This window comes from Anoxybacillus sp. ST4 (assembly GCF_019448545.1).
Taxonomy (GTDB): domain Bacteria; phylum Bacillota; class Bacilli; order Bacillales; family Anoxybacillaceae; genus Anoxybacillus; species Anoxybacillus pushchinoensis.
In genome coordinates this window covers 178,263-190,582 of sequence record NZ_JAHZOE010000002.1, presented here as the reverse complement: position 1 = coordinate 190,582, position 12,320 = coordinate 178,263, and the positions used below count along the sequence as shown (strand labels likewise).

The 12,320-nt window shown below is 39.9% G+C and carries 9 protein-coding genes; all 9 read right to left on the bottom strand.

All coding sequences use genetic code 11. From position 1 onward, the window contains the following. Positions 1-11: 11 nt before the first annotated feature. A complete protein-coding gene (locus tag K1I44_RS03105) occupies positions 12-1,031 on the bottom strand; it encodes a LacI family DNA-binding transcriptional regulator (RefSeq protein ID WP_003397820.1) in 1,020 nt (339 codons plus the stop codon). 22 nt (positions 1,032-1,053) lie between these two features. After that, the gene (locus tag K1I44_RS03100) at positions 1,054-2,997 is read right to left on the bottom strand and encodes a beta-galactosidase (protein ID WP_219985222.1); all 1,944 of its coding nucleotides are present in this window, start codon (positions 2,995-2,997) and stop codon (positions 1,054-1,056) included. A 17-nt stretch (positions 2,998-3,014) separates the two neighbouring features. Continuing rightward, positions 3,015-4,526, bottom strand: coding sequence for a UDP-glucose--hexose-1-phosphate uridylyltransferase (gene galT / locus K1I44_RS03095; protein ID WP_219985221.1), 1,512 nt, complete (start codon positions 4,524-4,526; stop codon positions 3,015-3,017). Positions 4,527-4,529: 3 nt separating this feature from the next. Then, on the bottom strand, positions 4,530-5,516 hold the full coding sequence (galE, locus tag K1I44_RS03090) for a UDP-glucose 4-epimerase GalE (RefSeq protein ID WP_219985220.1): 987 nt from the start codon (positions 5,514-5,516) through the stop codon (positions 4,530-4,532). Further along, entirely contained in the window at positions 5,513-6,691 is a 1,179-nt protein-coding gene (locus K1I44_RS03085) for a galactokinase (RefSeq protein ID WP_219985219.1), read from the bottom strand. The genes galE and K1I44_RS03085 overlap by 4 nt, the downstream gene beginning before the upstream one ends. A 12-nt stretch (positions 6,692-6,703) precedes the next feature. After that, entirely contained in the window at positions 6,704-8,947 is a 2,244-nt protein-coding gene (locus K1I44_RS03080) for an alpha-galactosidase (RefSeq protein WP_219985218.1), read from the bottom strand. Between the two features lies 1 nt (position 8,948). Continuing rightward, entirely contained in the window at positions 8,949-9,755 is an 807-nt protein-coding gene (locus K1I44_RS03075; protein WP_219985217.1) for a carbohydrate ABC transporter permease, read from the bottom strand. Next, a complete protein-coding gene (locus K1I44_RS03070) occupies positions 9,752-10,618 on the bottom strand; it encodes a carbohydrate ABC transporter permease (protein WP_219985216.1) in 867 nt (288 codons plus the stop codon). The genes K1I44_RS03075 and K1I44_RS03070 overlap by 4 nt, the downstream gene beginning before the upstream one ends. 153 nt (positions 10,619-10,771) lie before the next feature. After that, complete coding sequence (locus tag K1I44_RS03065; RefSeq protein WP_219985215.1) at positions 10,772-12,082, bottom strand: ABC transporter substrate-binding protein; 1,311 nt, start codon at positions 12,080-12,082, stop codon at positions 10,772-10,774. Positions 12,083-12,320 lie beyond the last annotated feature (238 nt).

The window sequence follows — 12,320 nt, the reverse complement described above, 5'->3', positions numbered from 1 at the left end:
TAAAGCGGAAGCTATTTCTTTACTGTGTAGATACAACTACTTTCTCTCACAACAAGTTTTGTTGGAACAACAATTTTTTTCGGTATTTCTCTTTTCGTTTGAATTTGTTCAACAAGCAATTCAACGGCCGTCTCGCCCATAAATTCCGTATAAACTTGCACAGTCGATAACGGTGGCTGGACAAACTTCGATGTTGGAATGTCGTTAAAGCCTACGATAGCCACTTCATTTGGTACATCAACTCCAGCTTCATGAAGCGCTCGCAATGCCCCGATCGCCATCGAATCGCTGGCGATAAAGAACGCGGTTGGACGATTTGGGAGCTGGAGTGCTTGTTTCATTAACATATATCCATCTTCTGCAATAAAGCGTCCCGTTAATACGTATTCTGGGATGAACATACCACGCAAATATAAATATTCATAAAATGTGCGTTCGCGTTCATCTTGAATGAGTTGACCGTCATCAACATATTCGCGCCCTCCGATGTAGCCGATATGTTTATGGCCGAGATCAATTAAATATTGAAGAACACGAGCTGTCGCTTTTCGAAAATCAACAACGACAGAATCAAAGCGATCTTCATCAGGTGAATAGTCAACAAAAACAAGATGGTTCGTCACCGATGTAAAAAGATGAATATGTTGTTTTCCAAATTTCCCAACCGCAATAATTCCGTCCAACCCCGTTAACCACTCTGATTCGTACGAACCGTCTTTCTTAAATAACTTAACTAACTCGATTTGACGTCGAAAACATTCCTTTTCAACACCAAGTCGGATCGCCATATAATATGGATCGTCAAGCTCTTGAGATTCCGAGTACCAGTTCACAACCCCAAAGCGAAGTCGATCTTTGGCATGTAGCTGGTTACGTTCCCTCGGCGTTTTATAGTTAAGCTCTTGCGCAATTTCAAAAATGCGCTTTCTCGTTTCGTCCGATACAGATAACGTCATATCATAATTTAATACACGCGATACAGTGGCAACGGACACCCCTGCCTTCTCTGCGATTTCTTTCAATGTAGCCATTGATGCAACCCCTTTATTTATGCTAAATTTTAACGATTTGACTATCATACGGTTTGAGGGTCAAATGGTGAAACCGTTTTTCTTGATCTGTATGGTTTAAGATGAACATGTACTCACCATCATCACATACACGTCGATACACTTCGACACCTTCGTCACTTTCTACATGCCATATGTGATGTTTTTGCACAATTTCCTTTGCAAGGTCATTCAGCACATCGTCATCTATACCCCCACCAATATAATAAACGTTCCCATCACCATATTCATTTTCAGTTATCGCGGCGAACGGATAAAATGGATCATCATATCGATATAACACAGTAGCCGTTGTTGGCTCAAGCAAATCGCGCCAAACGGAACACATAGCTTTTCGATCTTTCCATCGTCCTTCACCGATGATTGGAACACGACGATAAGCAAGCGACTCCACTTCGTGAATATGCGCACCGACAAGGTCACTCACATATGCAGGTAATATATGTTTAAAATGGATGTTGTTTTGTTTATTTTTCAATCCCGTGCGGAAAGAAAATATAATCGTCCCGCCGCACCGGGCAAACGTTTTCAATTTTTCAGCCAACGTTTCATCGATAATTTGTAACACTGGAACGATAAGTACTTTATATGTTGAAAAATCACGCGACACAGGAATAACGTCGATGTTCGCATTTAAACGATAAAACGGCTCATATAGCCGAAGAAGTTCGGTTGTAAAATCAAACGCCTTGCTTTGTGGCTGAAAACGCCACGACCAAATGTTATCATAATCATATAAAACAGCAATATCGGCTTGAATAGGTGATTGTAACACATGTTCAAATGTCGGAATATGTGAAAAAACAGATTGCACTTCTTTATATTTCCTGCCTCGTATATTGCTATGGTCAACGATACCATAACAAAATTGCTCTGCTCCTCGATCCATTCCACGCCAACTAAAATATAACATATTCGTACATCCATGAGCGAACGCCTGATACGACCACATTTTTGCTTGATTCGGCCGCGGTAAATATCCAATCATCTCATGCCCTTGCGCTCCCATAAGTTCTTCAACAATCCAATAGTTTCTCCCAAGCAATCCGCGGTTAAAATCATGGCTCATCGCAATCGCTGCCGGGGAAATCGGTTCGTCTAACCCTCCCCATACAGGGTAGTTATCATAAGACACGAAGTCCATGAGACGAACGTTTTCCTCATGATCAAACCACTTGTTAAAGAAGCCCCCAGATACGTTTGTTGTCACTTGCTGATGGGAACCTTTATGTTTTCTTACGATGTTTGTCATTTCATGAGCGAAACGATTAACTGAAAATGAACGAAAACGAGCCCAATCTAACTGCAAAGATGGATTATGCGTCGTAATTGTTTTCGTTGGCATTGGAATTTCTGAAAAATCGTTATATGTCTGTCCCCAAAAAATTGTTCCGTACGCTTCATTTAATGCGTCAATTTGTTTATATTTTTCTTTCAAAAATTGCTGAAACTCACGATGACACTGTTCACAATAACACATATCGCTTCCTTCATGTCCAAATTCATTATCGATTTGCCAAGCAATAATCGCTTCTTCACCTTTGTAATGTGTCACAAGCTGCTTCGTTATATTTGCCGCATATAAGCGATATGTTGTTGAATTAAAACAATATTGTCTTCTTCCACCAAAAACACGAACACGTCCAAACTCGTCTTTAGATAAAATGTCTGGATGTTTTTTTGCTAACCAAGCGGGAAATGTCGCTGTCGGCGTACCAAACATAATTGAAAGCCCGTTCTCCTTCAACTTTTTCACTACTTCATCAAAAAAAGAAAAGTCAATATTCCCCTCTGTCTGCTCCATTAAATGCCAAGAAAACTCCCCAATACGAACGATGTTAGCTCCAAGCTCTTTTATTCCTTGAATATCTTCTTCAATCATTTCTTTTGGCCAGTACTCTGGATAATAGTCTACACCGATATACATCCTTTTTTCCCCCATCTTTATTCATTTCGTTCCTGAAGGTGTTGAATAAAGCGATGAAACGCTCGCTTTCCTTCTTCCGTCCGCTTAAACACTCCCGCATGTTCAAGCACTTGTTCAAATCGTTTTCCTACTTCTTCTTTTAATAGCTCATGTACATCATCAATGATCGAATATCTCTCCATGATCTCTTGCACCCATTCCCAATGTTTCAATAGCGACGAATCCCATTGCTCTCTTCGTGTGTTATTTTTCATGTATGTTGCAATCGTCTCTAATTCATTCGCTAATCGACTAGGCAATACAGCTAATCCCATCACTTCAATTAAACCGATATTTTCCTTTTTAATATGATGCAATTCCTCATGTGGATGAAAAATGCCGTACGGATATTGCTCTGATGTGCGATTGTTTCTTAACACAATATCCATCTCGTACAATTCCTCGCGTCTACGAGCAATTGGCGTGACCGTATTGTGCGGTACATCGTTTGTTTGTGCGTATATATTCGCCTTCGGATCGTTATATTTTTGCCATTGTTTGTAAATAAAATCACTCACTTCTAACACATCTTGTTTTGTTCCTCGGATACGTATCACCGACATCGGCCAACGAATGACGCTCATTTGTACATGCGGATAAGCTGGAAGTGTGAATGAAAAATCGGATGAAGCTTTTTCAATCGCAAATGTATATTTTCCACCTTGAAAATGATCATGCGATAAAATCGATCCTCCTACAATAGGTAAATCAGCATTGGAGCCGATAAAGTAATGCGGAAATTGATCGACAAAATCAAGCAACCGTTCAAACGTTTTTCTTTCCATTTTCATCGGTACATGCTTATCACGCAGTACGATGCAATGTTCGTTGTAATAAACGTAAGGTGAATATTGAAAAAACCAACGTTCCCCACATAACTCAATAGGGATAATGCGATGGTTCGCTCGCGCAGGGTGTCGGATCGTTCCAGCATATCCTTCATTTTCAATACATAGCAAGCAGGAAGGATAATGTTGCTCTTTTGTCTCCTTCATGCGCGCAATATCACGAGGATCTTTTTCCGGCTTAGATAAGTTGATCGTTATATCCATATCCCCATATTTCGTTCGCACTTTCCATCGTCTATTTTTCATCACTCGGTCTACACGAATGTAATTGGATGCTTGACTAAGTTCATAAAACCAAGTTGTTGCTTCTTGCTTATTTCGTTTATATTTTTCATAAAACGTTTGAATAATCGTTGATGGACGTGCCACAAAACAATTCATGATCTCTGTATCAAATAAATCGCGCTCTGTCACTGTCTTTCCAACAAGTCGTCCATGTTCTTCGGCCCAATTCGTGATATGTTGTAAAACGGAAACAAGCGGGCGATCCGAGAAAGGAATAACATCAACTTGTTGCCATTCGTCTAATTTCAACAACGCTAATATTCGATTGCGCGTATAAATGATATCTTCTCGTTCAATTAAGCGATGATGGAGCGCATATTGAATGAGTGTTTCAATTTCTTCATAAATGTTCACCATGAGTTACACCTCTTCATATCCGTTCGGATTCGCCTGATGCCACTCCCACGCTGAAGCGACGATTTCATCAATAGATGTGTATATCGGTTTCCATCCAAGTTCACGTTTTGCTTTTTCCGATGAAGCAACTAAACGCGCAGGATCTCCAGGGCGTCTCGGCACAACTTTTTCAAGAATCGGATGTCCCGTCACGCGTCGTGCAGCCTCAATGACTTCTTTCACAGAAAAACCGTTGCCATTCCCTAAATTGTATATGTTGCTTTCCCCACCGTTTCTTAGTTTTTCTACCGCTAATAGATGAGCATCGACTAAATCCAGCACATGAATGTAGTCTCGAATGCACGTGCCATCAGGCGTGTCGTAATTATCTCCAAAAATATGAATCTCTTCTCGTTTTCCTAACGGCACTTGCAAAATAAGTGGAATTAAATGTGTCTCCGGACGATGATCTTCACCAAGCATCGTCCCATACGCTCCAGCAACATTAAAATATCGTAAAGAAACATAGCGAATGCCGTATGCGATGTTCACCCATTTCATCATTTTTTCCATCGCTAGTTTTGTTTCTCCATACGGACTTTCAGGGTTTGTTTCATTTATTTCTTGAATCGGAATTTGTTTTGGTTCCCCATACACAGCAGCCGTTGAGGAGAAAACAATTTGTTTGACGCCATGTTTATTCATGACACCAAGCAACACTTCTGTTCCATAAACGTTGTTGTTGTAATAAGCTAAAGGCTGTTTCACACTTTCTCCAACAAGAGAATGTGCTGCAAAATGGATAACTGTATCGATTTCATGCCTTTGAAATACGCTGTTTAAAAAGTGGCGATCACGAATATCACCTTCATAAAATATCGCCTCTGGATGAACAGCTTTTCGATGCCCCGTTTGTAAATTATCAACAACAACGACTTGTTCTCCTTTTTCGATTAAACGATACACTGCATGACTCCCAATGTATCCAGCCCCACCGCAAACGAGAATCATCGCGCACTCTCTCCTTCTTTCGTAAGCTGTTTTGCCCCATCGCCAATTTTAGCTACATAAAAACTCGCGGCATAACCGATTTCAGTTTCATACATTTGCCCTACTTCCTCAATAAAAGACGAAATACAATCGTCTTTTACAATGTTTACTGTACAGCCGCCAAAGCCTGCCCCTGTCATGCGCGCACCAATCGTACCTTTATGTTTCCACGCTGCTTCCACGAGCGTATCTAGCTCTTTTCCAGTCACTTCATAATCATCACGCAACGATTCATGTGATTGGCGCATGAGTTGTCCAAACGTATATAAATCTCCTTGTTGTAAAGCAGTGGCAGCTTGTTTTGTCCGTTCATTCTCTGAAACGACATGTCGCACCCGTTTTTGTTCGATCGGAGACAATACATGTGCATATTGATTAAACTGCTCCATCGTCATATCTCCAAGCGAGTTGATGCGTACATATTGTTGTAATTTCGCTAACGCCTGCTCGCATGTCGCGCGTCGCTCATTGTATGCTGAATCAGCTAATCCCCTCTTTTTATTCGTATTTGCAATAACAATCGAGCAATCTTCTAAAGAAAGAGGCAAATATTCATACTGGAGCGTCTGGCAATCAAGCAATAACGCATGTCCTGCTTTCCCCATTCCAACCGCAAATTGATCCATAATGCCACAATTCACACCGATATATTCGTTTTCGACTTTTTGACTGATTTTTACTAATTCCATCATCTCTATGTTTAGTTGAAACAATTCATTTAACGTGACGGCGGTCACAAGCTCAATAGAAGCAGAAGAAGATAGCCCTGCCCCATTTGGAATGTTGCCATAGTACAGGACGTCAATGCCCTTTTGAACATTTTTCGGCATAAGTACTTGGATAATTCCCTTTGGATAATTCGCCCATCCATGACGCTCATCATAGGCAAGTTCTTCTTTTGTCATCGAAACGATTCCATCTTCATAAAAGTTTTTTGAATAGAGCCGAATCATCCCATCATCATTTAAACGAGCGACTGCATACGTCCCCATATGCAGCGAACACGGGAGAACGTATCCTCCGTTATAATCTGTATGTTCACCGATTAAATTGACACGGCCGGGGGCGAAGAAAGTATGTACTTCTTTCCCTTCTTCACCGAATAATCGAGCAAAATCACGTACTAGCTCATCCATATATTTCTCCTCCTAATCGACTGCCTTTAACACCGCCAAGCAAGATACATAATCTCCAATCATGACTGTCTCCTCTGTTTTTACCGTCCCCATGTAAAACGGTGGGATAAAAAGACCGATATGCATAAGCTCATCTCCATAGAGCACTTGCGTCTGTTTCTCCATCTTTACCTCATATTTAAACGATACATCTAATCCTTTTAAGCGAAGCCTCACGAATGGAGGATTTGGTTTAGCTAAAAGACGATAAAAGACAACGATCGCCTCCTTTTTGTCATCTGAAACAACCATCCAAGCAGCATCCGTCCCTTCGAATGGACTAAGTAAACGGTAAAACGTACCGTATTGCAAAAGTTTTCGATGTTGTTTAAAAAACAAAATTTGTTCTTTCACCTGTTGTTTTTCCTGGGCGGTTAAAGCGGTGGCATCCAATTCGTACCCAAACGCTCCAAACATAGCAACATGCGCTCTTGTTTCCAAAGGGGTCACACGCCCTGTTTGATGGTTAGGTACAGCGGATACGTGTGCACCAATTGAACTAATTGGGTAGACAAGTGATGTTCCATATTGAATTTTGATACGCTCAAATGCGTCTGTATTATCACTTGCCCAACCTTGTTGCATATAGTAGAGCATCCCCGGATCAAAACGATTTCCGCCGCTCGCGCAAGATTCAAATAAAACATGTGGGAACGTATAGGTTAATCGTTCAAGTAATTCATATAGTCCGAGAATGTAACGATGAGCAACTTCCCCTTGCCTATTCGCTTCTATTGAAGCTGAACCAACTTCCGTCATATTGCGATTCATGTCCCATTTCACGTATGTGATGTTTGCGCTTTTTAGAAGATGACTAATCGTCTCGTACAAATAATCTCTCACATCTTTTCTCGTTAAATCGAGAATATATTGATTTCTTCCGTGCGAAACGGTAGAACAATTTGGAGCTTTCAACACCCAATCCGGATGTGCCTCATACAATCTACTTTTTTCTGACACCATCTCCGGCTCAATCCAAATTCCAAACTGTAACCCTTTCTCGTTTATTCGCTCAGCTAATGAAGATAAGCCGTTCGGAATTTTATTTTGATCCACACGCCAATCTCCTAGCGACGTCGTGTCGTCATTTCTTCCTTCAAACCACCCATCATCTAAAACGAACAATTCAATGCCTAAGTCTTTTGCTGCATCTGCAATGGCCAGTAATTTTTCTTCATCGAATTGAAAATACGTTGCTTCCCAATTATTAATTAAAATCGGGCGCGGACGATGGCGCCAAAGTCCTCGAACAAGATGCGAAGCGTATAAACGATGGTACGTTTGACTCATTCCGTTTAGTCCATCAGATGAATATACCATGACGACTTCGGGCGTTTGAAACGACTCATTCGGATGTAATATCCATCTAAAGTCAAATGGGTTCAATCCTATGAAAGCGCGAGCAACGTCATAATGGTCTACTTCCACCCCTCCAATGAAGTTTCCACTATATACGAGACTAAAGCCGTACACTTCCCCTATATGCTCTGTCGTATCTTTACGCTTTAAAGCGAAAAAAGGATTATGCTGTGAACTGCTCGTACCGCGCTTACTATCAATAAACTGTACTCCTTTTTGTATCACTCTAGAAGTAACGTGACGCTCACGAATCCAGGCGCCATCTAAATGAACCATTTCAAACTGAGAATCGGGATAGTCGACAACTGCACTTAACATTCTCTCAATAGCAACCGAGTGTTTTCCGTTATTTATTAAACGAGCACTTCTCGTTATGACGTTCTCGTGCTCAAATACACTATATTGCAACTGCAGCTTTATTCCCGTTCTTTTATCGCACAACGTAACAATGAGCGTCGCGGCATCATTCTCATCATCTACATATGTGGCTGGGAGACCTTCCAACTTTGGTTTCCCCTTCAACACCTCGTATGATTGGAAAACAAATTGAGTAATACGACTTCCGTCTTCATACCATATGTGAAATGCTGGTTCACGAAAGTCTGTTGTCCCATATGAAGGATACTCTTGTTTGATGACTTCAAGAGAAAACGTTTGATCTCCTTTGTATAAAAATGTTGCATTGCCAACGGGCTCATTCGGCAACTGAAATAAGTGAGAAAAATTGTCACGATGATTTACTTTTTTTCCGTAATGTAAATGACCGAGTTGTCCGTTTTTCAATACACAAAAAATATAGCTGCTTTCCTTCGTTTGCAAGTGAAACTGTCCTAATGATTCGTTAATAAAGATAGGCATTTTACTTCACCGCACTTCCTAACATACCTGAAATAAAATGGCGTTGTAGCGCTAGAAAGAAAATAATAATTGGAACAGTAGCTAATGTCACACCCGCCATAACTTGCCCATAATCAATACGCGATAGCCCAAATAAACTAGAAAGCGCAACCGGGAACGTGTACATATCTGTTGACGAAACAGCAATGAGCGGCCATAAAAAACTATTCCATTGGTACATAAATAGAAAAATAGCTGTCGCTGCAAGCGCTGGTTTCATGGACGGCAATACGATGCGAAAGAAAATACGCCATTCTCCTGCCCCGTCTATTCTTGCTGCTTCAATGAGAGCGTTAGGAAATGCCAACATGTTTTGCCTCATTAAAAAAATTGCAAATGGATACGCCAAATTCGGAAAAATTAATGCTTTATACGTATTTAACCATCCAAACGCAGCCATCATTTTAAACAATGGGATAACGGTTGCATGATATGGAATCATCATCGACAAGAGAAAAATAGCAAAAATCGTATCTCTTCCTTTGAATTCAAATTTAGCAAATGCATATGCGGCCATCGTACAAATAAGCAAACTAAAGATTGTATACGTAAGAGAAACAAACAAGGAGTTAAACAACACTCGACCGATTCCAATAGACTCATTCAAATTTGTTATATTTTCAACCAACTTTGTCCCCGGAACAAATGAAAGCTGCTTCGAAAAAAGCTTCCCGCTTTCATTCGTCGCACCGATAAACGCCCAATAAAACGGAAATAACGAAATGAGCGCCCCTATCGTTAACGTAACGTATAAACCTATTTTTTTCATCGCTCATCCCCCGATACTTTAAACTGAATAAAGCTCAAAATAGCAATTAAAACGACAATGACATATGCAATGGTTGAGGCGTATCCAAAGTCAAAATAACGAAAACCTGTTTGATATAAATACATTCCAATCGTTAACGTCTCATCGCTCGGTCCACCTTTTGTCAACGTATATGGTTCATCGAACAATTGAAGTGTTCCGATTGTTGATAAAATAGCTGTAAATAAAATGACCGGTTTCAACTGAGGGATAGTGATTAAGAAAAATTGTCTCACTTTACTTGCCCCATCGATACTTGCTGCTTCATATAAATCTTCAGAAATATTTTGTAGAGCAGCTAAATAAATGACCATATTATATCCAACCCAACGCCATGTCATCGCTAAAATAAGAGATGCTTTCGCCCAAAATGGATGAGATAACCACGGAATTGCTCCGATTCCTAACCACTCTAATAGTTGATTGATCAAGCCATCGTTCATTAACATAATTGAAAAAATAATTGAATACGCCACAAGCGACGTAACAGCTGGTAAGAAAAAAGATACACGAAACATCGTTTTCCATTTTAAAAGTGACGAATGAAGAAGAACGGCTAAAATAATCGCTAAAAAAAGCATAAGTGGTACTTGAACAGCTAAAAGAATAAACGTATTTTTTAATGCTTTTAAAAAAATCGCATCACTAAATAGGCGTTTATAGTTTTCAAAACCGTTAAATGTCATCTCCCCTCCTACACTCGTTTGAAAACTCATAACGAAAGAGTATCCAATTGGATAAAGCATAAAAATTGAAAAGAAAATGACAGAAGGCGCAATGAAAATGTACGGCACGATTTTCTTTTTCCATACATGTTTTTTCATTTTTGTGTGCCCCTCAACTTTAGGAGTCATCGAGTTTGCTTCAACGATTTTCGTACTCAAATGCCCTCTTCCTTTCCTCATTTGCTTTTAAGTAGAAATGAGAGATTTAGTCATATCGCTAAATCTCTCATTCATTTTTCAAATATCAATATTTTAATAAGTGTTCATTTCTCGCTTCGTGCGATCTTTCAAACGTTTAGCTGCTTCTTCGAGCGCTTTCTTTGGTTCTTTTCCGTTAAACACATCAGCCTGTGCTTTAATTGCTTCATCTAAAGCAACAGCATAGTCATTCGTATAATAAGCTGTTGGAATATCTTTCATTTCATTTGCGAATAACTCCCAAATTTTTTGTCCTCCGAAAAATTCTACACCACTAGTAAATAATTCAGAATCATATGCACTCGCTAATGATGGGAATAAACCATATTTCTCCATCGCCATTAACTGAATATCTTTCGTTGTCGAGAAAAACTCTAAAAACTTATATGCTTCATCAACATGTTTTGAAGAAGCAGGAATCATCCAGCTACTTCCACCTAAATTTGCCGCGCGGTTGCCATCCGCTTCAAACGCTGGAAGCAAAAATACTCCCCATTTTCCATTCGTATCTTTTGCTTGATCAACAATTGTTCCATAATACCATGCACCAAACGGAACAGTAGCTACCGAACCATCCACTGTTGCTGATACAACACCATTCCATCCGTCAACATCCTTAATGAGTCCAGCCTCATCAAACTTTTTCAACATGTCCATCGCTTCTACAGCTTTCGGATTTGTTAAGTCAATGTTTCCATCTTGATCAAAGTAATAAACACCGCGCTGATTAAGCATCATACGGAAAATCGGATCGTCTTTAAACTTGTCGAGAGGCATAGCAAATGCACCAGTTGCCTCTTTAATTTTTTTCGCTGCTGCTAAAAAATCGTCCCATGTCTCAATGTCCTCTGCTTTTACTCCTGCCTTTTCAAACAAATCTGTGCGATAGAACATTCCTGTTGGACCTGCATCAAACGGCATCGCATAAAACTTTCCATCAACAGATGTTAAATCTTTTTTGAATGGGGGAAACACGTCTTTATATTGATCAAATCCTTTTTCTGACAAATTAACAAACCCTTTTGGAAACGCATTTACATAACCATGTATACGATCGTCTTCTACAAGAACAATGTCAGGAAGACCTGTCCCCCCCGCGGCTAAACCTGTGGATAATTTATCATATACATCTAAACGCCCAATATCTTCTACTTTTAATTCAATGTTTGGGTTGTTTTTCTGAAACTCTTTCATCGCTTCATTTAAAGCGCCAACATTTACGTTCCAAGCCCATGCTGTCAACACAACTTTCTCACTTGATCCTTCCCCTTTGTCGTCCGTCGATGATTGTTTGCCACTACAAGCCGCCAACACAAGTGCTGACGTCACGATCAAAGCAAACCATTTCCAATAACGTTTAAACATTCGTTCTCCTCCCCTTTTTTGAACTTGTTTATGTAAGCGTTTTCGCCTACTAGTAAAAATTTTAGTAAATTTTTTCGTTTTCGTCAATAAAAATTTTCTGAAAAGAAAAAAACTAACTCAAAACACATGTGTGCTTCGAGTTAGTTTTTTGACTCTTGGAGAGAAAAGTTGCACCCCTCACATCTTATCAAACTGTCCACAAATAATCAAAAATCATCATACATTTGGAAAGAATCCT

What these genes read in the sequence shown, in the direction of transcription:
- K1I44_RS03105 (WP_003397820.1), bottom strand. Translation starts at nt 1,031, where the DNA reads ATGGCTACATTGAAAGAAATCGCAGAGAAGGCAGGGGTGTCCGTTGCC.
- K1I44_RS03100 (WP_219985222.1), bottom strand. Translation starts at nt 2,997, where the DNA reads ATGTATATCGGTGTAGACTATTATCCAGAGTACTGGCCAAAAGAAATG.
- galT (WP_219985221.1), bottom strand. Translation starts at nt 4,526, where the DNA reads ATGGTGAACATTTATGAAGAAATTGAAACACTCATTCAATATGCGCTC.
- galE (WP_219985220.1), bottom strand. Translation starts at nt 5,516, where the DNA reads ATGATTCTCGTTTGCGGTGGGGCTGGATACATTGGGAGTCATGCAGTG.
- K1I44_RS03085 (WP_219985219.1), bottom strand. Translation starts at nt 6,691, where the DNA reads ATGGATGAGCTAGTACGTGATTTTGCTCGATTATTCGGTGAAGAAGGG.
- K1I44_RS03080 (WP_219985218.1), bottom strand. Translation starts at nt 8,947, where the DNA reads ATGCCTATCTTTATTAACGAATCATTAGGACAGTTTCACTTGCAAACG.
- K1I44_RS03075 (WP_219985217.1), bottom strand. Translation starts at nt 9,755, where the DNA reads ATGAAAAAAATAGGTTTATACGTTACGTTAACGATAGGGGCGCTCATT.
- K1I44_RS03070 (WP_219985216.1), bottom strand. Translation starts at nt 10,618, where the DNA reads ATGAAAAAACATGTATGGAAAAAGAAAATCGTGCCGTACATTTTCATT.
- K1I44_RS03065 (WP_219985215.1), bottom strand. Translation starts at nt 12,082, where the DNA reads ATGTTTAAACGTTATTGGAAATGGTTTGCTTTGATCGTGACGTCAGCA.